Below are 21,984 nucleotides of genomic sequence, written 5' to 3' on the forward strand. Positions count from 1 at the left end.
GCGCCACCGGCACGTTGCGGCCGAGCGAGGTCAGTTGGCGGCGAGCATGCCTTCGCGCAGCTTGGCCAAGGTGCGGTTGAGGAGCCGGGAGACGTGCATCTGGGAGACGCCGAGGTGCTCGCCGATCTGGGCCTGGGTGAGTTCCTCGACGAACCGCATGTGGATGATGCGCCGTTCGCGGTCGTCGAGTTCGGCGATCATGGGGGCGAGGGCGTTGAAGTCCTCGACGAGTTCGAGGGCGTTGTCGTCAGCGCCGATGAAGTCGGCCAGCGCGGCCTCGCCGTCGTCGCCGGAGCTGATGGCGGCGTCCAGAGAGGACGAGTTGTAGCCGTTGGAAGCCAGACGCGCTTCGTTGACCTCCTCCTCGCTGAGGCACATCAGCGCGGACAGCTCCTTGACCGTGGGCGTGCGCCCGAGCCGGCTGCGGAGCTCCTCGGTGGCCTTCGCCAGCTGAACGCGGGCTTCCTGAAGGCGCCTCGGGACGTGGACGGCCCAGCTCGTATCGCGGAAGAAGCGCTTGATCTCACCGACGATGTAAGGGACGGCGAAGGAGGTGAACTCGACTCCGCGGGTGAGTTCGAAGCGGTCGATGGCCTTGATGAGGCCGATGGTGCCGACCTGGACGATGTCCTCCATCTCGTCCTGGCTGCGGCTGCGGAAACGCGCGGCCGCGAAGCGGACGAGGGTGAGGTTCATTTCGATGAGGGTGTTGCGCGCGTACTGGTACTCGGGCGTGCCCTCATCCAGAACGGTGAGCTGGTCGAAGAACAGCCTGGACAACTGCCGGGCATCCCTGGGAGCGACCTGCGACGGGTCCGCGATCTCCGGCAGCACAACGGTCCGCGCCTCTGCCGTCTTCGTCACTGTCATGTCCGGCCCCTCCTGCGTGATCCAGCCTTCGGCCACCGGCCCCTTGCGCGCTGGCAACAGACGGCGTACCCAGGTTCGAAAAATGCATGCCAGGCGATTTCAGAGCGAACCCAGCGCATCCGAACCCTCGTCCAGTGGTTGCGCTCGGCACGGTCGGCCGTCCATCCGGTCTGGTCGGTGCTGCGGTGCCAGGGCCGGGGTGGAAGTCACCACCGCGGCCCTCTGCTTGGCGCTCCGTCAGGACGCTGTGTCCATCGGGCAGTCGAAGCTGCCGCCCGGTCCCCAGTGGGTGACGTTCCGCGCACCCTGGGAGAGCACTCCGCACGTCAGGTCCGTGATCTTGTCGCCGGCCGGGGTGATCTCGCGGACGTGGATCTCCTTGTCCGGTGGGTAGTGGTGATCGCTGTTCAGGGTGATGACCCCGGATTCCCCGACGTAGTCATGGATGCCGGGGTCCTGAAGATGGGTGACGAGCGCGCTGGGCGAGAAGGCGGGATCCGTCGAGAAGATGGCGTTCATGGCCTCGGAGAGGATCTTGACGGCGTCGTACCCGAGCGCGGCGTCGTTCTCGGCGGACAGGTGGAAGGCGCGCCTGAACTTCTGGCCGAACGGCCCACCGGGGGCCGGAAGGCTGAACTGGTTGTAGAAGAGCTTCAGCGCGTCGTACTCGTCATGCATCAGGTCCGGATGAAGGATCACGTCCGGAGCCGGGCTCTCCGCCAGCACCGGCACGGGGGCGACGCGGGCGCGGCAGGCCTGTTCGCTCTGCATGTGCTCGAAGAGGTCCTCCATGACGCTGGAACGGCCCGCGTACAGAACGAAACCGCCGGTGCGGTGGACAAGCGTGCAGACGGTGTCGGCGATGGCCCGGGTGGTCCGCCCGTTGTCCATCTCGCCGTACTTCACGAGATGCACCGCCCCGGTGGAGCGATAGGCGGAGTCGAACCGGCGGGCGAGGTCGGCGCTGAAGTACGTGTCCTTCGGGTCGTAGACGACGACGGCGGCAGGGCCTGAGCTGCCCGGGGCGGGGTCCGTCAGGGCGCGCAGTTGCGGTGAGTGGAGGGCGAAGGAGGCCATGACCGCGGCGATGCGCGCGTCGGTCGGTGACAGCTGGAAGTACGACACGGGCGAGTCCCCGTCGACCATGCGCTGGCCCGAGACCCCGGTCCCGAGGACGGTGATGCCCTGGGCTCCCAGTTCGATCGCGGCCTGCTGGGACTCCGGACGGCTCTGGTGAAGACCCATGACGGCCGCGATGTGGTCCCGGTCCGCCCGGTCGACGATCATCCGCGCGACGTCCACGTCCGTGCTGTTGGTCTTGTTGAGGCCGCCGCGTGAGCCGAAGCGGAAGTATTCCCCGGCGTTGGCGACGAGCAGCCGTACGGGCACCTGGGCCTTGAGATGGCGGCTGTTGACGTTCTTCTGGGCGAGCAGCGCGCCGCGCAGCGTCTGGAAGCCGATGGGCGCGGTGCGCTTGGACTCCGAGCCGACGCTCAGCGGCGCGAAGAAGACGATGGTGCGGTAGGGCTGGTCCGTGCGCACCTTCGCGTTCTGCCGGCCGAGGGCCTTCTCCAGCTTTCGCAGGTCCGCCGCGTACTCGCCGTGGGCCAGGTCGCAGCCGTCGTTGCCGTCGGTCAGACCGACGACCTCTCCCTTCCCCACGTGCCGGCAGGAGGCGGCGAGACTCCCGTCGGGGAGGAGGTCCATCACTTCCCTGGACAGGACGAGACCGCCTCCGCACAGCATCGCCGCGGCGGTGACGGCGGCCACCGGACGCCACCAGTCGCTGATACGGGGAGGACGGAAGTCCACCGTGGTGGGCGGGGGCACCTCCGCCACCGTGGTGCCGTCGTCCGGGGTGCGCGGCAGGGCCAGCACGCGCACCGCGTCGGTGGCGTGGCCGGCGACCGCGGCCGAGAACGGCGTGGTGGTCGCCTCGTGACCCGGCGGGCGGGTGCCGAGGGCGCCTCTCTGTGCGGGGAAGGCCCGCAGCGGCGGACTGGCGGCGTACGGGGGGAGCTCGTCCGTGGCGGCGCCCAGCACCAGCAGCGGACTGTTCGCGATGTCGTGGGCGACGGCGGCGTAGGTGTCCAGGAACTCGCGGCAGGCGGACCCCGCGCCGCCCACAGTCGGCAGGAGCACCACGAAGGGCCATGCGCGCCGGGGGCGGAGGCGACTCCACGCACGGGGCCGGGCCGCCCTGGCCAGGTCGTGGATCAACGCGGTGAGGAGGATCTCGCGGACCAGCTCCTCCTCGCGCGACTCCACCGCACGCGCGGGGTGTGCCGCCTCGTGCGCCAGGGCGAGTTGGTGCGTCAGCCGCAGCTGCACCGCGGCGTTGAGGAAGCTGCGGCCGGGCAGGTCCAGCACGCGGCTCACCCACGGGTGGCGCCTGTCGACGCGCATGCCGTACCACCGGCGCCACAGCCAGCGGGCCACGATGCTCAGCAGACGAAACGGAGCGCCCCACCATCCGTCCATGGCCTCGCCGAACTGCGCGACGGGGAAAGCCTCGTGAAACCTCGCGGCGTACGTGTCGCACAGCAGCTTGCGCAGGGTGCGCCGCTGGCCCGCCGCGTCGTCGTCCTGGACCGGGGCGCGCAGGACCGACAGACAGGTGTCGAACTCGGGCAGCCGCAGCGCCCCGGCACCCTGCGGCATGGACTCCCTCAGCTGCTCGGCCACGTCCTCCAGCAGGAGCAGGTGCGGCCCGTCCTCCCGCACGCGGGTCCGGTCGGGCCCCACGTCACCGACCACCGCGTGCGGGGCGAAGTGGGTACCGTCCCGCTGGACCCCGCCGCCGGAGGACTTGAGGCGCTCCCCGTAGTCCAGCACGAGTGCGGTGAGCCCCGGATCCGGCTCCGCCGTGTCCGTGGCCGCGCCACCGTCCGGCAGCCGGGCCAGCAGCAGGGCCGGCAGTCCGTGCTCGCGGGACCGATGCCGGCGCGTCGCTCCGGCCCGGCGGTCGATGACGTACGGGTCGAGCACCCGGACGATCCGGTGGAGGTCGGCGGACACGGTCCGGTGCGGCTCGGCGTCGAGGGGTGGACGGCGGGGCAAAGGGAACCTCCAACTGGCATATGTCGAGGGAGTGTTGCGTGAGTCTATGGACGGAATGTGCGGTACGGCGGATTTGCCGCTAGTTGACCGCTAATGAAGCGCCGCGTGCACAGTGCACGCGTATTGCGACCACCCGCACGCCGCCTTCCTCGCCCTGGCCGGTCACGCCGATGGCGCCGCCGCCGGATTCACCGGCTCTCGATGCCGGTTCTCGTCATGCGCGTTCCGGGCGGCGTGATGTCCGTCGACTCCGTGGTGGTTCGATGGAACGCGATTGGCCCGGCGTCCGTCTTCGCGTGCAGGGGCTTCACCCGCTCTCGCCGCCGAGGCGGGCGGGGGTCTCCGGGCCGGTCGGCCGAGCCCCGGGCGTGTGGTTCCCGGCCGGGTGAACTCGCCCTGGCCGGTGCGGCGTTCCGGCGCCAGTGCCCGGCCTCCCTTGGATGCACGTGCTCTGACGTGTCATCAGTACCGCATGCCGAAAAGGAAACCTGTCGTGATCTTCGTCGTTCTTGTCTTTGTCGCGCTCGTGTCCGTCATCGTCATCGCCCCGGTCGCCGCGGGCGTGATCGCGGTCAGGAAGGTCCGCCGTCGGACACGGGCCCAACAGCGCGGGCTGCGCACCGAGGGCAGATGCATACGGGTCGAAACCGTGCGGCGCTCGGGCGGGGGATACGGCACCTCCACGCGGCGCTACTACCTCTTCGAGTACGCCACCCATGACGGGCGGCAGGTCCGGTTCGAGGACTCCGCTCCGAACACCACCATGCCCGGCGACGTCCTCACCGTCTCGTATCTCCCCGAGGACCGGGAAGGGGCCACGGTCGCGCCGCCCGGCGACCGGACGGCCCAGCGGGAACTCGGCTGCCTTCTGGGGTTCCTCGGCGTGGCGCTGGCCATCGCGCTGACCGTCGCCGGTGTCGGAGTCGGTGTGTTCTCTCTGTTCGCGGCCGGCCTCTAGGGCTGTCGTCCGCGTGAGGCCGGCTCGGCTCGCGGCCTTCGTGGCCTGGCCGGAACCGTTCGTCTGGTGTACCGCCGCCCTTCACGCCAGGGACAGAGGGGCCTTTCCTGACGTTCGGTGCGCTGGGAAAACTCCCATCGCGTACCTTCCGTCAACCTCCGGCCCATGGGCCCGTCAGGACAAGAGGTCACCCACTCATGCACCAAGTGAATCGGCGCCGATTCTTCCAACTCGCGGGTGGTACAGCGGCGTTCACCGCGCTGTCCAGCAGCGTCCAGCGCGCGGCCGCCGTACCGGCGCATCGACGCTCGGGCACGATCGAGGATGTCGGGCACATCGTCGTCCTGATGCAGGAGAACCGTTCGTTCGACCACTACTTCGGCTCGATGAGAGGCGTCCGCGGCTTCGGCGACCCGCGTCCGGCCAGCCCGGCCGGCACCAAGCCGGTCTGGTACCAGTCGGACGGCACCAAGGACGTGCTCCCCTTCCGCCCGGAGCTGGACGACCTCGGTCTCGCGTTCATCAAGGACCTCCCGCACGGCTGGAACGACGGGCACGCCGCGTTCGACAAGGGCAGGTACGACAAGTGGGTGCCCGCCAAGTCGGCCACGACGATGGCGTATCTGACGCGCGAGGACATCCCGTTCCACTACGCGCTGGCCGACTCGTTCACCGTCTGCGACGCGTACCACTGCTCGTTCATCGGCTCCACGGACCCCAACCGCTACTACATGTGGACCGGCTACACGGGCAACGACGGCAAGGGGGGCGGCCCGGTCCTCGGCAACGACGAGGCCGGGTACCGCTGGACCACGTACCCGGAGCGGCTGGAAGAGGCCGGGATCTCCTGGAAGGTGTACCAGGACGTCGGCGACGGGCTGGACGCCGCCGGTTCGTGGGGCTGGATCCCCGACGCCTACCGGGGCAACTACGGCGACAACTCGCTGCTGTACTTCGACCAGTACCGCAACGCCCGGCCGGGCGACCCGCTGTACGACAAGGCCCGTACCGGCACCGACGCCCGCAAGGGGGAGGGGTTCTTCGACCGGCTCCGGGCCGACGTGCAGGGCGGAAAGCTGCCGCAGATCTCCTGGATCGCGGCTCCCGAGGCGTTCAGCGAGCACCCCAACTGGCCCGCGAACTACGGCGCCTGGTACATCTCCCAGGTCCTGGACGCGCTCACCTCCGACCCCGAGGTGTGGAGCAGGACGGCCCTGTTCGTCACGTACGACGAGAACGACGGTTTCTTCGACCACCTGGTGCCGCCCTTCCCGCCGCAGTCCGCGGCGCAGGGCAGGTCCACGGTCGACGTCGGCCCGGACCTGTACGCGGGCGACGCGAGCCATGCGGCCGGACCCTACGGACTGGGTCAGCGGGTGCCGATGCTCGTCGTCTCGCCCTGGAGCAAGGGCGGCTACGTCTGCTCCGAAACGCTCGACCACACCTCGGTCATCCGGTTCATGGAGGCCCGGTTCGGGGTGCGCGAGCCCAACATCTCACCCTGGCGGCGCGCCGTCTGCGGCGACCTCACGGCCGCCTTCGACTTCGCGCGGAAGGACACCGGGCCGGTCACCCTGCCCCGCACCGACGGCTACCGGCCGCCGGACGGCGACCGGCACCCGGACTATGTGCCGACCCCGCCCGCGAACCCCGCCCTGCCCCGGCAGGAGCGCGGCTCACGTCCGACCCGCCCGCTCAAGTACGCCCCTCGCGTGGACGGTTCGGCGGACACCGCGGCCGGCACCTTCACGCTGACCTTCGGCTCCGGGCCCAAGGCGGGCGCGGCCTTCCTCGTCACCTCCGGCAACCGCGCCGACGGCCCCTGGACGTACACCACCGCGGCGGGCACCACCGTCTCGGACACCTGGAACTCGGCCTATTCGGGCGGCTCGTACGACCTCACGGTGCACGGTCCGAACGGCTTCCTTCGCACCTTCAAGGGCGCCGACGGGACGGCGGGACCGGAGGTGGCCGCCCGCCACACGGGCTGTGACGTCGAGCTCACCTTCGTGAACAAGGGCGCGTCCACGGCGACGCTCAGGCTCACGAACGGCTACGGCGGACCGTCCCAGGTCTTCCGGGTCCGGGCGGGCGCGACCGTGAGGCACACGGTGGACCTGCGGGCGAGCGCCCGCTGGTACGACCTGAGCGTCGTCGCCGACGGGCAGGCCGGTTTCCTTCGGCGCTTTGCCGGACATGTCGAGAATGGCCGACCGGGTGTGAGCGACCCGGCGCTCATCACTGTCTGATGGGACCACAACTGACCGTTGTCTTCCGGCCATGTCACGGTAGGGTGCCCCGGTGACCACGCAATCGAACACTCCTGCAGGTTGGTACCCGGACCCCAACGGGAAGTCCCAGACACAGCGTTACTGGGACGGCTCGCAGTGGACCGACCAGGAGGCCCCGGCGGGGCAGCAGGTGCCGCACCAGGGCCCGCCGCCCCAGCAGCCCTTCCCCCAGCAGGCCACCGCCCCCGACCCGCGCGTCCAGCGCCAGGTCCATCAGCAGGCCGGGGTGGCCCCGAGCGGTGTCGGTGGCGGCACGCTGTTCACCGAGCCGGTCCTGGTGGTGAACCAGAAGGCCAAGCTGATCGAGCTGACCAACGAGTACAAGGTCATGGACCAGCAGGGCAACCTGGTCGGCTCGGTCACCGAGGTCGGCCAGGGTGTGCTGAGGAAGATCCTGCGGCTGGTCTCCAGCCTCGACCAGTTCCTCACCCACCGGCTGGAGATCCGTGACGCCCAGGGCCAGCCGCAGTTGCTGCTGACCCGTCCGGCGAAGATATTCAAGTCCCGCGTGATCGTGACGCGTCCGGATGGTTCCCCCGTGGGTGAGATCGTCCAGAAGAACATGATCGGCAAGATCAACTTCGCGATGAACGTGGACGGCCGGCAGGTCGGCGCGATCAAGGCGGAGAACTGGCGCGCCTGGAACTTCGCGATCGTCGACGAGTCGGAGAACGAGGTGGCCCGGATCACGAAGACCTGGGAAGGCCTCGCCAAGACGATGTTCACGACGGCGGACAACTACGTCCTGCAGATCCACTTCCAGCTCCCCGAGCCGCTGCTGAGCCTCGTGGTCGCGACGGCGCTGACCGTCGACACGGCGCTCAAGCAGGACTCCCGCGGACTGGGCTGACAGGCCACGCTCACACGCGAGGGCGGCCGCGGATCTCTCCGCGGCCGCCCTCGCGGCATGTCCCGCCCTCGCGCGGGCCGCGGTCTCCCGCGGTGACGCCCTACCGGGACGTCAGATGGCCCGAGCCGGTCTGCCGGGGCATCAACGAGGGTTCGTGCGTCGCGCCGTTCGGCCCCAGCGCCAGCACCGCGGCGACCGGGTGGTCGTCGTCCGCCAGGCCGTCCAGCCGAGCGTCCGCCGCCGCCGTGGCGAGGCGGTCGTCCGTCGCCATGACCGGCTCGGGCGCCGAACGGGAGAGCGTCACCACACCCCACGCGGCCACCGACGCCCCCGCGAGCGCGAGCAGCAGGCCGGCCGCGCCGCCCTGGAGACGCTCACCGAGCAGGGACAGCCCGATCACCGCCGCGGCCAGCGGGTTGGCGAGCGTCACGACGGCCAGCGGGGCGCCGAGCCCGCCCTGATAGGCGGTCTGCGCCAGTATCAGCCCGCCAGCCGCGAAGGCCGCCACGAGCAGGGCCACCACGACCACCCGCGCGCTGAGCGGCGCGTCCGAGGGGTCCGTCGCGGCGACCGTCACGGTCTGGGTGAGGGCGGAGGCCACGCCCGAGGCGAACCCGGCGGCGGTCGCGTGCCGCAGTCCCGGCCGGGCACCCCGCGTCAGCGCGCCGATGACCGCGGCGGTCGTACCCGCGACGGCGATCGCCTGCGGCAGGCTCAGCACCTCGTCCGGCGCGGTCCCGGACGCCGTGACGAGCAGCGCGGCGAGGCCGGTCAGGGTGAGTGCCGTGCCGCGCCATTCGACCGCGCTGACGCGCCGTCCGGCGACCCGCGCGCCCAGCGGCACGGCGGCCACGAGGGTGAGCGCCCCGAGCGGCTGGACCAGGGTGAGGGTTCCGTACTTGAGGGCCGCCACGTGCAGCAGCGCGCCCGCGGCGTTCAGCGTGACCGACCACCACCAGGCACCCTGGGCCAGCAGGCGCAGCGTGCCCGCGCCGGCCGACCGGACGGCGAGCCGCTCCTGCGCGACGGCGGCGGAGGCGTAGGCGACGGCCGAGACCAGGGACAGGGCCACGGCGACGAGCGTCGGGTTCATCGCCCCGCTCCCACGAGTCCGGGCAGATCACGTACGGGGATCCCGGCGGGCTCGTCGCCGAGGCGCCGTCCCGGGGCCGCCGCCGTGCGGTGCGGCGGGTGGACCACGGCCAGGGCGACGCAGAGCAGCGCGGTCGCCACGATCGCGTCGAGCCAGTAGTGGTTCGCGGTGCCGACGATCACCAGCAGGGTGAGCAGCGGATGCAGCAGCCACAGCGCGCGCAGCCGCGATCGGGTCGCGGCGATCATACCGATCGCGACCATCAGCGCCCAGCCGAAGTGCAGCGACGGCATCGCCGCGAACTGGTTCGCCAGGGCGTCGGCCGCCGGATGCGCGCCGTACACGGTGGGCCCGTACAGCCGACCGGTGTCGACGAGGCCCGTACCGGCGAGCAGCCGCGGAGGCGCGAGCGGGAAGACGAGGTGCCCGGCCAGGGCGGCGGCGGTGACCAGGGCGAGGATCCGGCGGGCCCACACGTAGTGCGCGGGGCGCCGCAGATACAGCCAGACCAGGAAGGCGGCGGTGGCCGGGAAGTGGACGGCCGCGTAGTAGGTGTTCGCGAGGTGCACGAGGGTGTCGCTGTGCAGCAGCGCGGTCTGTACGGAGCCCTCGTCCGGCAGGTGCAGGGACCGCTCCCAGCCCCAGACGCTGTGCGCGTCGGCGAACGCCTCGTCGGTGCGGCCGGTGGCCAGCAGACGGCCGGCCTTGTAGACGACGAAGAGCCCGACGACGAGCAGCAGCTCCCGCAGAAGGGGCGGGCGTGCCGCGGTGTCGTCGGGGCGCGTGTCCGCACGGGCGTGCCCGTGCGGGCGCGGGTGGATGCCCGCGTCGTGTGACGCGGCCGATGGTGTCGCCGCGTCGGGCGGCTCTGGTTCTGACGTGGACTCGGATACGGAATCCGCAGGCTCGGTTCGGGAATCCATCCCCCGGCCCCCTTGCTGACGGCTTGATCTCGTGAAGTGCGCGGTGAGCCCAGGACAGGATCCACTCGGCCTTCCCTGTGCGGGAGGAGTGGCTCCTGTCCGAGGCTCATCGATACGGCAGTGTACCGATACGACAGGGTACCGATACGCAAGGGTACCGATACGAGGGTGTACCGATACGGATGCGTACCGGTACCCTTGCGTATCGATTACACTGAGCGCAAGACCGCACCGGCATGGGCCGGATCGAGCGAGGAGAAGCCTCATGACGTCGCAGGCCGCGGACGGACCGGAGACGGTCGCCGCCTCGCGCCGCTCCAAAATCACGCCCGAGCGTGAGCAGGAGTTCTACGACGCCGTGCTCGAACAGATCAGGGAATGCGGGTACGAGGCGCTCACGATGGAGGGAGTGGCCGCCAGTACCCGGTGCAGCAAGTCGACGCTCTACCGGCAGTGGAAGTCCAAGCCCCAGTTCGTGGCCGCCGCGCTGCGCAACAACCGGTGCCCGCGGTTCACGGGGATCGACACCGGATCGCTCGCCGGCGACCTCCGCGCGGCGGCCGGGGCCGCGGGTGACTGGTCGGCCCGGGACAACACACAGCTGTTGCAGGGCCTCGGCAATGCCGTGATGCAGGACAAGGAACTCCAGCAGGCGCTGCGCGACGCGCTCGTCGAGCCCGAGGTCGCCGAGCTGCGGCAGATGATCAGCCGCGGTGTCGAGCGCGGCGAGGTCGACGCCGGTCACCCGGCGCTGGAGTTCATCCCGGCCCAGATGCTCGGCGTCCTGAGGGTGCGACCCCTGCTGGACGGCCAGTACGCGGACGCGGCGTATCTCACACGTTTCGTGGAGTCCGTCGTGCTGCCGACGCTGGGTCTCACCTGAATCTCAGGCCGCTGTCCGTGGGATGACCGGACATCGGCCTGTATCGCGCCGCACCGTGGGGACGGGGGCGGCGCGCACCCCCCGGCCGGGTGGGGTTCCCCTTGAGCGGAGGGGCGCTCCACCCGGCCGAATCATGTCCGCGGTGTCCCGGCGCCGGGACAGGCGTTCAGGGTTGTGGTGGTTTCAGACGTTCTGGCCGTTTCCGCCGGCCCCGGCCGCCACCGCCTTTCGCGGAGCCACCCTCACCCTCGCCGAAGACGGCCAAGTCGCCTACGCGTCCCCGGTCTGCGCGAGCCCCAGCGCCGCCGCCGATCTTCTATTCGGCGCGGTACCAGTACAGGTGGCCCAACTCCGGCGATGGAGCCCCGAAGAAGTCGTCGAACTGCGCCCGCTGCCCTGCACCAGCGTTCGCGTCCTCAAGGCAAAGTGCCACGCCCGGGAAATCCACCACAACGACGGTGGCCGCATCACTCTCACGCTCGCCGACATCCGCGCCGAAAACGAACGCACCCAGATCCGACCCGACAGATCGCGGACCACGCAGTAGGGCCACCTCGGCAGAAACGACAACGCCCCCGCTCGGAAGGGGTCCAGTGCGGGGGGCGTCGCGCTGTGGCCTAGGTCCGCTCGGGCGTCCGTACTGCTCGATGAACTTGTCCACCGTCGCCGGGTCCCGGCGCATCGCCGCCATCAGCTGGTTCTTGCGGAACTGTTCACGGCCGGCCTCCAGGAGCTTCTCGTAGCCGTCCTTCGACCCGAACGCTCCGACGAACGACTTGTGAACCATGAGATGTTCCGGCTCGGCATCCAGGCGGAGCTGGAAGCTGACGTCCATCCATAACGCGGCCTTCGGCGCCCGCGGCTTCAGCGGGAAGCGTTCGGCCGTCAGCGTCTTCTTGTCGAGCAGGTGACCGAGCAGGAAAAGACGGTCGTCACCCCTTTGGAGTGCGACCGCCTTTATCTGGACGTGACTCGCGATGGTGCCGTTCCGGAGAGTCTGGATCTCCTTGGTGAAGCCGTTTGTTTGGTTGTGGAGCTTGTCAGAGATCAAGTGCGCCGCTGATGGGACTTCACTGCATTCGGTCGACGTCTACCAGGACCAGTAGCGGAGACCGAGTTGCCCGCTCAGTGCGGTAAGGCTCACCCGCTCGGCCGTCACCGCAGAAGCGGCCGCAACGAAGAACGCAGACCGCCGCACCTCGAATCGCACCGGTAGCCGCCTCGCGCGCCTCGTAAATCCGGTACGCAACCATTCGCCCGTCACCGATGTCTCACCCACACGCACAAGTACCAGGAGACCCGCACGTGACCCAAGCACGACGCCGCGCCCGCCTCGCCCTCACCCTCGCCGGCCTGCTCATCGCCGCCATCGGCCTCATCATCTACATCCCGGCCAGCATCGACTCCGGCACCGCCGATCAAGCCCAAATCGACGCCTCGGCTGCCGACTGGGGTGATGTCCTCGGCTACGAAGCCAGCCACGCTGCAAAAGAAGCGCAGTTCGAAGCCGACCAAGACAAGCGGATCGCCGAAGAAGACAAAACGTTCGGCGCAGTGCTGATTGCACTCGGCATCGCCATCGGGGCTGGCCGCTGGGCCGTCCGACCCGCGGCCATCGGCCGGCACGCACCCCAACCCGTAGCCGCAGGCCCGGCCCCTGTCGCGGACGAACTCGCCAAACTCGCCGGCCTGCGCGAGCAGGGAATCCTGAGCGACACCGAGTTCGAGCAGCAGAAGAACCGACTCCTCGGAGGATGAGACAAGTCCCCGGCCGTGTCGTACGGCCGGGGGCTCGGCTACACCTCGGTCGGCTCGTGCGTCCTCGGCAACTGGCCAAGCGACACGCCGAGCGCCCGACCGAGCATCGCCCTCGCCACACAGTCTCGCTCCAGAGGAGCGGCAGGCTGGTCGCGGCGCGACCCCGGAGTCCTAGGCCCTTCCAGCCGCTCATGAGCGCGCATGGAGCCCTGTTCGAACGCCCGTGCTCCATATGCTTCGGGAACTAGCCGGATCGATGCCGCAGGGCAGGCGGTCCCCGGCCTGTCCGGCGGTCGTCTGGTGCCGGGTGCTCTGTCGGGGATGTCCGGGCAATCAGCGGACGCGGGTCACCGTGACCACCGCGTGCCGTGTGGTGCCGGCGAGCACTTCCACCGTGAGGCCGGGCGCGACGGTGGTGTGGCTGCCCGTGGCCCGGGTGCGCGTCCGCCTTCCCGGCCCCGTGGCAGAGACGTGCGCGGACACAGTGGCGGCGAGCGGCGGGGTCAGGGCCTGTGACAGCGAACGCCGCCCGTCGGGGAGCTCGACGACGGCGGCACGCGGACGGGACCCGGGCCCGGTGTGGCCGACGACTTCAGCGTCGACGGTCTCGGCGTGCTGGATCTTCTGCCGGATCCGGCGCGAACGGCTGCAATGCGGTGGCCGAGCTGGGTCCGGCGGGTATGGGTTCACCCCCCATGTGGAGCCACCACCCTGGTCTCTGCTCATGAGCAACGCGCGAGGCCCCCGCAGCATCTGCCTGCGGGGGCCTTCGCTGTCTCTCATGGGAGACGGCTGGGAGATGATCACGTCGAGCGGCCTCTGATGACATCTGTTCCCATCTAGTTAAGTCTAGGTTCGGGGAACGGGTGTCGAGCGAGCTCAAGAGGGTGTCGTGGGGGCGTTCGTGCACGTCATAGCCCCCACCTGCATGAATTAGACGTTCTGCCCGTTGCCGGCCCCGGCCGCCACCTTGATGCCCTTGGTGATCGTGTCGATGACCGACTGCTGGGGGGCCTTGGAGCTGATGTCGACGCCGAAGCGGACGACGACCAGCGAGGCGGGGTCGGCGGGCGACGGGAACACGAGCGATTCGACGTATCCGTCGTCGCCCTTGCTCGTCACGACCTTCCAGCGCACCAGATAGCCCTTCTCGCCGGCCACCGTGACGGCCTTCGAGGCGAGCTGGGTGTGAGAGGTGATCGAGCCGTAGCCCTTGCCGTACGACTCGGTGGCGTTCTTGGAGATGTCCTCCTTGGCCGCCGCCTCCGCCGTCGTGGACTTCAGCTTCTGTGCCTTCGCCGGGGCCGAGTAGGCGCCGCCGCGCTGGCACTTCTGCGAGGTGTCGCCGGGGCACTCGTACGTGTCCTTGGTGGACACCGCGGCGGTGCCCGCGCCGCTCTGGCCGGCCCACCCGTCCGGCACCGGGATGCTGATGCCGTTGTAGACGTCCGTGGCGTACCCGGGGTCGGTCTCCGGCTGACCCGACTCGCCGGGCGCCGGAGTCTGCCCGCCGGAACCGCCGGAGCCGCCGGGCGCTCCGCTCGGGCCGCTGTCCTGGCCGCCGCCCGGTCCCCGGGGTCCGCCCTGGCCGTCCGATCCGGCGGGGCCGCGGGACGCCGCGCTGCCGCCCCGTCCGTCATCGCTGGTCAGCGCGTACACGCCGCCGACGATACCGGCGAGGACGGCGACCGCCGCCGCGACCGCTATGCCCGTGCGCAGTCCGCGCCGCGGGCCGCTCGGGGCGTACACCGGATAGGGTCCGGCCCCCGCCGGGTGTGCCGGGGGACCCCATGCGGCCGTCGCCCCGACCGGGCGGACCTGGTCCGTCCACGTCTTACCGTCCCACCAGCGTTCGGTGGCGGGAGCGTCACTTGTCTGCCCGGGGTCGGGATACCAGCCGGGGGGAGTCGCCTGCGTCATGGGTCCACCGTATGAGCCCAGGGTGAAAGGCGGATGAGAGGGTTCCCCGAAGCCCGCCCGGGAGCCGCCGAAGCCCGCCCGGGAGCTGACGCGGTCATGCCGATAGGAGGGCGCCCCACCGGACGGATGAAGAACGCCAGTGCCAAGAGCGCGCGCTCCTCACGTACCGCCCGGGCCGGCCGTCGCCACTCGGGAGGAGGGGGTCGCAGCCGGGCGTGAGGGGCGCCCGCCGGACGCGACGAGCCCGACGGGACGCCCGAGGCGCCCGCGCGGACGCCTCCACGGAAGCGGGGGAGTGGAGGGCGCGCAGGTCACAGCCGCGCGCGGGGGCGCTCGTGCCGGTCCTACCCGAGGGGCTCGGGTGTTCGCCGAGCGCGGTCCGGCGCGGCGAACGAAGGACGAAAATTACCCTCATTTTTCCTTCAGTTGACTGTTCGTCACTTCCCTTTGGGGCCAGGTGGCATCCGGTGGCGTCCCCTCCGGTACACCGCCGTCACCCGTCCCGGCAACTGGTGCCGGGTCCCGCCTCCGTCGTGGCTTCCAGGAGGCTAGGCTCGTTGGAGTTACGTCGTTTGGGTGACCTGGGGAGGTAGCGGGATGACGGAGGGACGACCCGGAGCGGTCGCCTCGGCTTCCCTGTGGGAGCGCGAAGAGGAGGTCGCCACTCTCGAAGAGGCGATCACCGCGCTGCGTGCGGACTCCTCGACCTCGGGCAGCCTGCTGGTGCTCAGCGGAGAGGCGGGTCTCGGCAAGACCGCGCTCCTCGCCGAGGTGCGCAGGATCGCGGAGAGCAACGGCTGTGCCGTGTGGTCGGCGCGCGGCGGCGAGACCGTCACGTCCGTCCCCTTCAATGTCGTACGGCAGCTGCTCCAGCCGGCCCTCGTCTCGCTGCTCCCGGAGGAGGCGCGCGAGTACCTGGGAGACTGGTACGACATCGCGGGACCCGCCCTCGGCATAGCCGAACCGGGTGACCGGCAGCCCGACCCGCAGGGCGTCTGCGACGGTCTGGTCGCCGCGGTACGACGCCTCGCGAAACGGGACTGGCCGCTCGTGCTGCTCATCGACGACGCGCACTGGGCCGACCAGGAGACGCTGCGCTGGCTCGCCGCGTTCGCCGAGCGGCTGGACGACCTGTCCGTCCTCGTGGTGGTGGCCCGCAGGCCCGGCGGGGTCAGCGGCGAGAGCGCCCGGCTGCTCGACGCCGTGACCGCCGCGGGCCGTCCGGTCTCCACCCTGACGGCGCTGACCCCGGGCGCCACCGAGGGTCTCACCCGGGCCACCCTCGGCGAACACGCCGACGCGCCCTTCTGCCGCGAGGTGTGGGCGGTCACCGGCGGCAACCCGTACGAGACCGTCGAACTGCTCGCCAAGGTCCAGGACAGCGAACTGGACCCGGTCGAGGGCTCGGCCGCCGAACTGCGCGACCTGAACCGCTCGGCCCGCGGCCGCGGACTCGTCGCCCGGCTCGAAGGGCTCGGTATCGACGCCACCCGGTTCGCCTGGGCAGCCGCCATCCTCGGCACCGGGATCTCCCTCGACCTCGCCGCCCAACTCGCCGGAATGCCGGACGACGAGGCCTCCCGCTGCGCCGAACTGCTGGGCGCCGCCCGCATCCTGACCACGGTCGGCTCCGCGGGCGGCCATCAGCCGGACGGCGAGCTGGAGTTCGTGCACCCGCTGATCGCGACAGCGGTGTACCGCTCGATCCCGGACGCCCTGCGCACGGCGATGCACGGTCAGGCGGCCTGGGCGGTCACCGAGTCCGGACGCGGTGCGGCGGCGGCCTCCCGCCATCTCCTCGAAGTGCATCCGGACGACGATCCCGAACTCGTCGAGCAGATGCGCGAGGCCGCCCGCGAGCACCTCGCCGTCGGCGCCCCGGACGCGGCCCGGCGCTGCCTGGAGCGGGCGCTCAAGGAGCCACCGCTGCCCGAGGTCCACGCGCGGGTGCTCTACGAATTGGGCTGCGCCACACTCCTGACCGCGCCGTCCACGACCATCGGTCATCTCCGGGCCGCGCTCGAACGGCCCGGACTCGAGGACACGGCACGGGTCGACGCCGTCTTCCGGCTCTCCCAGGCGCTGCTCCACAACAACCAGTTGGACGAGGCCGTCCGCACGGTCGACGCCGAGGTCGAGCGGCTGGGACCGGGGCCCGCCCGGATGCGGCTCCAGGCCGTGCACTACATGTGGGAGGGCATCCACGCGGGCGAGGATCGCGCCGGACACTCCAGCGGTCTCGCCGAACTCGTCACGACCTGCACCGGGCGCGACAACTCCGAGCGCGCGCTGCTCATACTGCGCGGCTTCGACGCGATGACCCGCGGCGAGAACGCCGAGGAGGTCGTGGAACTCTGCGACCGGGCCCTCGTCAACGGCCGCCTCGCACCGGGACTCGCCTGGACCGACACCGAGTGGGGCGTCGAACTCCTGCTGATGCTGGGCAGCGCGTACGCCTACACGGACCGGCTGGACCGCGCCGAGAGCCTGTTCAGCGAGGCCCTGCACGCCTATGTGAAGGCGGGCTGGAGCGGCGGTCACCTCTCCCTGGCCAACGCCTACCTCGGCCTCGCCCACCGCAGGCGGGGCCGCCTCGTCGACGCGGAGCACTACCAGCGCGAATCGCTGCGCCTCGCGGAGCGGGTCGGACGCGGGCTGCCCCTGTACTGGTCGGCGACCTGCGGGCTCATCGACACCCTGCTGGCCCGCGGGCACGTGCAGCAGGCGGCGGAGATCGCCGAGCGCTACGGCTTCGCGCCCCCGTATCCCTCCACGATCGTCCTTCCCGACACCCGCTCGGTGCGCGGCCGGCTTCTGCTCGCCGTCGGCCGCACCAAGGAGGGCATCAACGAACTGGAGGCGGCGGAGAAGGCGGCGGCCGCCCGTGGCCACCACAACACGGTGCTCGCGCCCTGGGCCGTCGACCTCGCGAAGGCACTCGCCAACGAGGACCCGTCGCGCGCCGCGGCCCTGGCCGGTGACGCCCGGCGCCAGGCCGAACGGTTCGGCACCGACACGGCGATCGGCGAAGCCCTGCGGTGTGCCGCCGCCCTCGAAACCGGTCAGCGCGCGGTCCGGCTGGCAGCCCAGGCGGTCACCTACCTGGAAGCCTCTCCCTGCCAGTACGAACACGCGGCGGCCCGCATCGAGTACGGCATCGCGTCCCGCTCGGTGATGGAACTGAACAAGGGCCTGACCCTGGCGCGCACCTGCGGAGCGGACGGCCTGGTGACGAAGGCGGAGGCGGCACTGAGGGGCCTGTGACGAGCCGCCGACCGTCAGCCGCCCGCGGTGGCGTCCGGTCGGCGGCCCCCGCCTGAGCCACGCCGCGACCGCCCCCGGCGGCACACGGGCGGCCGACAGCCCACAGGTGCCGCGCCCCGGCCGGGGCAGGTCGGAGGGTGCCCCTGACAGGGGCAGGTCCGCTTGCGTCCCAGACCTGGCCGGGGGCAGTCCCAGGGTGTTCCCTGGCCGGGTTGGTCCGAGGGTGCCCTTGACGGGCCTCGGACCGCGGGTGCCCCGGACCTGGTTCAGCCTGAGGGCCCTGGCAGGGGTCAGTCCGGCGAGTCGGACGGGGAGGCGCTGTCCTCCGCCAGCACCCGTTGGGTCACCGCGAAGGCCGAGTTGGCGGCCGGGACACCGCAGTAGACGGCCGTCTGGAGCAGCACCGCGCCGATCTCCTCGGGAGAGAGCCCGTTGCGCCGTGCCGCGCGGACGTGCATCGCCAGCTCGTCGTAGTGGCCGTGTGCCACCAGCGCGGTCAGCGTGATCATGCTGCGCTCGCGGCGGGTCAGCGTCGTGTCGGTCCAGATCTCGCCCCAGGCGTAGCGCGTGATGAAGTCCTGGAACCGGGTCGTCAACGGGCTCTGGCGCGCTTGCGCACGGTCCACGTGCTCGTCACCGAGGACCTGACGGCGTACCTCCATGCCCCGCCGGGCACCCCCGGCGGAGAAGTGCGCCCGCAGAGCCGTCAGCACGGCCTCCGGACACTGTGCGGGCGCCAGATGCGAGGCGCCCGGGATCTCCACGAGCGCCGCACCCGGCACCGCGTCCGCGATCTCCCGCAGATGGGCGGGCGGCGTCGCGGGGTCCTCGCGCCCGGCGATCAGCAGCGTCGGTACGGTGACCGACGCCAGCCGGTCGCGGATGTCGAACGCGGCCAGGGCGTCACAACAGGCGGCGTACGCCTCCGGGTCGGCGTCGCGATGATCCCGGAGCAGCTCCGGCACGGTGAAACCGGCGGTGAACCATCGGGCGTCGGCGGTCGCCGCGACGGGTCCGAGGCCCTCGCGGCGTACCAGTTCGGCCCGTTCCTCCCACGGCTTGGATCCGTTGAAGTGGGCCGATGAGCAGATGACCGCGAGGGACGAGAGGCGTTCGGGGTGGTGGACCGCCAGGTGCAGCCCCACCGCGCCGCCCAGTGACACCCCGGCGTACGCGAAACGCCCGATGCCCAGGGAGTCGGCCAACTCCAGCACGAGCGCCGCCAGATCGGCGACCGTCGCTCCCGGACCGATCGGATCGGCGGGTGAACCGCCGTGCCCGGGAAGGTTCCAGCGCACCACCCGGTGGGCGGCGGACAGTTCGGGCGCGATCTTGTCCCACAGGGCGTACGACGTCCCGAGCGAGGGACCGAGAAGCAGCGGGGGAGCGGTGACGGATCCCTCGGTGCGGTGGGTGAGCAGATGCGAGGTCAACGTCGCTCCAGAGCACGGTCGGTGAGGACTCCGGCGGAGCCCGTGTAGTGGGTCGGGTCGGTGAGCTCCGCGAGGTCGACGCCCGTGAGGTCCTTGAGGCTGGGCTCCTCGCCGAGCACGTCCGCGAGGGGCCGCCGTTCACCGACGGCCCGTTCGGCGGCTCGCGTCAGCAGTTCCTTGGCGCGCGCCCGGCCGAGCAGCGGGGCGAGTTCGGCGGCCAGCCGTTCGGAGACGATCAACCCGTGTGTGAGGTCCAGGTGTTCGCGCATGACGTCGGCGTTCACCCGGAGGCCCATGGTCAGTTCGGCCGTGTCACGGGCCGCCCCGCCGACCAGCCGCAGCAGATCGCGCAGCGGCTCCCACTCGGCGTGCCAGGCCCCGGCCGGCCGCTCGTCCTCGGCCGGCAGCGCCCCGTACAAGGTGGCCGCGAGCAGGGGGGCGCGCCGGGCGGCCGCGGCCACGAGGGTGGCCCGCACCGGGTTCGCCTTGTGCGGCATCGCGGACGAGCCGCCGCCGGATCCCTCGGCCAGTTCGGCGATCTCCGTGCGGGAGAGCGTCAGCACATCGACGGCCGTCTTGCCGAGCGCGCCCGCCGTGAACGTCAGTGCCCCGGCCAGGTCCGCGATCGGGGTGCGCAGGGTGTGCCAGGGCAACACGGGCTCGGCGAGGCCCAGTTCGCGTGCGTACGCGGCGGTCAGGGCCTGGGTGTCGTCGGCGCCGAAAGCGGTGAAGGCGGCCAGCGTGCCCGCCGCGCCCCCCAGTTGGGCGGGCAGCGAGGTCAGTACGGCGTGCAGCCGGTCCCGGGCGTCGAGCACCAGGGACCGCCACCCCGCCGCCTTCAGCCCGAAGGTCGTCGGCACCGCGTGCTGGGTGAGGGTGCGGCCCGGCAGGACGGTGTCCCGGTGTTCCGCCGCGAGCCGGGTGAGGTGGCGCGCGGTCCGTTCGAGGTCGTTCAGGACCAGGTGCAGGGTGCGGGACGCGACCAGCATCGTGGCCGAGTCCAGGATGTCCTGGCTCGTCGCGCCCCGGTGGACGTACGGGCCGAACTCGGCGCCGACGGCGGCCGTCAGGTCCGCGACCAGGGGAATCACCGGGTTGCCGCCGCTCCGGGCGCGGAGCGCGATCGACGCGATGTCGAAGTCGGCGTCACCGGCGGCGAAGGTCACCGCCGTCGCGGCCCCGGCCGGGACCAGTCCCAGGGACGCCTGGGCCCGGGTCAGCGCGGCCTCCGCGTCGAGCAGGGCCCGCAGATACGCGGTGTCGCTCGTCGCGGCGGACGCCGGGGAGCCCGCCCGGCCGGGAGCGAGCAGACCGGTGTCGTCCGCGACGGGTTCGGCAGGTGTCACTGGAACTCCAGGAAGACCGTCTCGCCTTCGCCCTGAAGACGGATGTCGAAACGGTACGTCCGCATCGTGCCCTCGGCCGCGATCAGCGTGGCGCGCCGCTCGTCCGGCAACGCGTCGAGCAGCGGATCAGGGCCGTCGGCCAGGTAGGCGCGGGTGAACAGATGGTGCGTCAGACCCCGCGCGAACACGCAGACCCCGATGTACGGCAGCCCGGCGTTTCCCGGCGGCAGCGTGCGCAGCGCGTAGCGGCCGTCGGCGTCGGTGGCGACCCGGCCGAAGCCCGTGAAGTCGACGCCGTTGCGGCCGAGGAAGCCCCCCGTGGACGGGTCGCGGCGCAGCGAGCCGGGGGCGCCGGTGAGCGAGCCGTCGGGCGCGGCCTGCCAGAAGTCCAGCAGGGCGTCGGGGACCGGCGTGCCCGCCCCGTCGAACACGTGGCCGTGCAGGGTGATCGTGTCGGGGTGGCCCGGGGGCGCGATGTCGCCGCCGCCCGGGAACGGCAGCGCGTGGCCGTAGAAGGGGCCGATGGTGTGGGCGGGGGTGGGCGGCAGCCGTTCGGTCATGCTCATCGGCCTTCCTCGATCCAGGTGGCGGAGGGACCGTCGAGGACGATGTCCCACTCGTAGCCCATGGAGAACTCGGGCCGCGAGAGATCGTGGTTGTACGCGGCGATCAGCCGGTCGCGGGCCGCCTCGTCCGTCACGGACCGCAGGATCGGGTCGTATCGGAACAGCGGGTCGCCCGGGAAGTACATCTGGGTCACGAGCCGCTGGGTGAACGCGGTGCCGAAGACCGAGAAGTGGATGTGCGCGGGCCGCCAGGCGTTGGTGTGATTGCCCCAGGGGTACGGTCCCGGTCGGACCGTGGTGAACGCGTAACCGCCCTGATCGTCCGTCAGGGTCCGTCCCACACCGGTGAAGTTGGGGTCGAGCGGGGCCGGGTGCTGCTCGCGCAGATGGGCGTACCGTCCCGCGGCGTTGGCCTGCCAGATCTCGATGAGCTGGCCGCGCACCGGACGTCCCTCGCGGTCCAGCAGCCGGCCCGAGACGGTGATCCGCTCGCCGATCGGCTCGCCCCGGTGCTGGAGGGTGAGGTCGTTGTCCATCTCGGTGATGTCGGTGACGCCGAAGACCGGGCCGGACAGCTCGACCGTCTCCGGGTCGCCGCCGCTCACGGGGACCAGCGGCTGCTTGGGGTGGCGCAGCCGCGAGCTGCGGTACGGGGCGTAGTCGCGCGCGGGGTGGTGCCGCACGGGCGCGCCGCCGGCCACCGCCTTGTCGTACGCGTCCTGGTGATCCTTGATCTCGACGTCGATGTCCGACTGAGTGAGAGCCATGG

The 21,984-nt window shown here is 71.4% G+C and carries 17 protein-coding genes; 6 read left to right on the forward strand and 11 right to left on the reverse strand.

The window, feature by feature from the left end:
* Positions 1-30: 30 nt before the first annotated feature.
* Positions 31-870: an RNA polymerase sigma factor SigF gene (locus ACF07B_RS13775; protein WP_392179104.1), complete on the reverse strand. Its 840-nt coding sequence runs from the start codon at positions 868-870 to the stop codon at positions 31-33.
* A 237-nt stretch (positions 871-1,107) separates the two neighbouring features.
* Positions 1,108-3,930 carry a hypothetical protein gene (locus ACF07B_RS13780; RefSeq protein WP_392179105.1) on the reverse strand — a complete coding sequence of 941 codons (2,823 nt, stop codon included), beginning with the start codon at positions 3,928-3,930 and terminating at the stop codon, positions 1,108-1,110.
* A 493-nt stretch (positions 3,931-4,423) separates the two neighbouring features.
* On the opposite strand from ACF07B_RS13780, the gene ACF07B_RS13785 reads away from it, so the two are divergent.
* The 3 genes from ACF07B_RS13785 (at position 4,424) to ACF07B_RS13795 (ending at position 8,029) form a co-directional block, all read left to right on the forward strand.
* Positions 4,424-4,888, forward strand: a complete 465-nt coding sequence (locus ACF07B_RS13785; protein ID WP_392179106.1) for a DUF3592 domain-containing protein — start codon at positions 4,424-4,426, stop codon at positions 4,886-4,888.
* 197 nt (positions 4,889-5,085) lie between these two features.
* Positions 5,086-7,137, forward strand: coding sequence for a phosphocholine-specific phospholipase C (locus tag ACF07B_RS13790; protein WP_392179107.1), 2,052 nt, complete (start codon positions 5,086-5,088; stop codon positions 7,135-7,137).
* A 52-nt stretch (positions 7,138-7,189) separates the two neighbouring features.
* Positions 7,190-8,029 (forward strand): phospholipid scramblase-related protein, encoded by an 840-nt coding sequence (locus ACF07B_RS13795; protein ID WP_362399866.1) that lies wholly within the window; start codon positions 7,190-7,192, stop codon positions 8,027-8,029.
* Between the two features lie 100 nt (positions 8,030-8,129).
* On the opposite strand, the gene ACF07B_RS13800 is transcribed toward ACF07B_RS13795, so the two are convergent.
* Positions 8,130-9,122, reverse strand: coding sequence for a hypothetical protein (locus tag ACF07B_RS13800; RefSeq protein WP_392179108.1), 993 nt, complete (start codon positions 9,120-9,122; stop codon positions 8,130-8,132).
* Positions 9,119-10,045: a phosphatase PAP2 family protein gene (locus ACF07B_RS13805; protein ID WP_392179109.1), complete on the reverse strand. Its 927-nt coding sequence runs from the start codon at positions 10,043-10,045 to the stop codon at positions 9,119-9,121. Before ACF07B_RS13805 ends, ACF07B_RS13800 begins: the two co-directional genes overlap by 4 nt.
* A 265-nt stretch (positions 10,046-10,310) precedes the next feature.
* Here ACF07B_RS13805 and ACF07B_RS13810 point away from each other — a divergent pair, with 265 nt between their 5' ends.
* Positions 10,311-10,928 (forward strand): TetR/AcrR family transcriptional regulator, encoded by a 618-nt coding sequence (locus ACF07B_RS13810; protein WP_369481090.1) that lies wholly within the window; start codon positions 10,311-10,313, stop codon positions 10,926-10,928.
* Positions 10,929-11,244: 316 nt separating this feature from the next.
* Here ACF07B_RS13810 and ACF07B_RS13815 read toward each other — a convergent pair whose 3' ends face one another.
* Positions 11,245-11,979: a hypothetical protein gene (locus ACF07B_RS13815; protein ID WP_392179110.1), complete on the reverse strand. Its 735-nt coding sequence runs from the start codon at positions 11,977-11,979 to the stop codon at positions 11,245-11,247.
* Between the two features lie 254 nt (positions 11,980-12,233).
* Here ACF07B_RS13815 and ACF07B_RS13820 point away from each other — a divergent pair, with 254 nt between their 5' ends.
* On the forward strand, positions 12,234-12,686 hold the full coding sequence (locus tag ACF07B_RS13820) for an SHOCT domain-containing protein (protein ID WP_392179111.1): 453 nt from the start codon (positions 12,234-12,236) through the stop codon (positions 12,684-12,686).
* Between the two features lie 333 nt (positions 12,687-13,019).
* On the opposite strand, the gene ACF07B_RS13825 is transcribed toward ACF07B_RS13820, so the two are convergent.
* Positions 13,020-13,376 carry a hypothetical protein gene (locus ACF07B_RS13825; protein WP_392179112.1) on the reverse strand — a complete coding sequence of 119 codons (357 nt, stop codon included), beginning with the start codon at positions 13,374-13,376 and terminating at the stop codon, positions 13,020-13,022.
* A gap of 243 nt (positions 13,377-13,619) precedes the next feature.
* Entirely contained in the window at positions 13,620-14,606 is a 987-nt protein-coding gene (locus tag ACF07B_RS13830; RefSeq protein WP_392179113.1) for a DUF2510 domain-containing protein, read from the reverse strand.
* Between the two features lie 597 nt (positions 14,607-15,203).
* Between ACF07B_RS13830 and ACF07B_RS13835 the strand changes: the two genes are divergently transcribed.
* Positions 15,204-17,870, forward strand: a complete 2,667-nt coding sequence (locus tag ACF07B_RS13835; protein WP_369481092.1) for an AAA family ATPase — start codon at positions 15,204-15,206, stop codon at positions 17,868-17,870.
* A gap of 290 nt (positions 17,871-18,160) precedes the next feature.
* Here ACF07B_RS13835 and pcaD read toward each other — a convergent pair whose 3' ends face one another.
* From pcaD to pcaH, 4 genes are read right to left on the reverse strand one after another with little or no spacing between them, the layout of a single operon-like run.
* Positions 18,161-19,303: a 3-oxoadipate enol-lactonase gene (gene pcaD / locus ACF07B_RS13840; RefSeq protein WP_392179114.1), complete on the reverse strand. Its 1,143-nt coding sequence runs from the start codon at positions 19,301-19,303 to the stop codon at positions 18,161-18,163.
* Positions 19,300-20,649: a 3-carboxy-cis,cis-muconate cycloisomerase gene (pcaB, locus tag ACF07B_RS13845; protein ID WP_392179115.1), complete on the reverse strand. Its 1,350-nt coding sequence runs from the start codon at positions 20,647-20,649 to the stop codon at positions 19,300-19,302. The genes pcaD and pcaB overlap by 4 nt, the downstream gene beginning before the upstream one ends.
* A complete protein-coding gene (pcaG, locus tag ACF07B_RS13850; RefSeq protein ID WP_384235747.1) occupies positions 20,646-21,209 on the reverse strand; it encodes a protocatechuate 3,4-dioxygenase subunit alpha in 564 nt (187 codons plus the stop codon). Before pcaG ends, pcaB begins: the two co-directional genes overlap by 4 nt.
* Positions 21,210-21,211: 2 nt before the next feature.
* The gene (pcaH, locus tag ACF07B_RS13855; RefSeq protein WP_362399842.1) at positions 21,212-21,982 is read right to left on the reverse strand and encodes a protocatechuate 3,4-dioxygenase subunit beta; all 771 of its coding nucleotides are present in this window, start codon (positions 21,980-21,982) and stop codon (positions 21,212-21,214) included.
* Between the last annotated feature and the right edge of the window lie 2 nt (positions 21,983-21,984).

The organism is Streptomyces sp. NPDC015532, from assembly GCF_043078065.1.
Classification (GTDB): domain Bacteria; phylum Actinomycetota; class Actinomycetes; order Streptomycetales; family Streptomycetaceae; genus Streptomyces.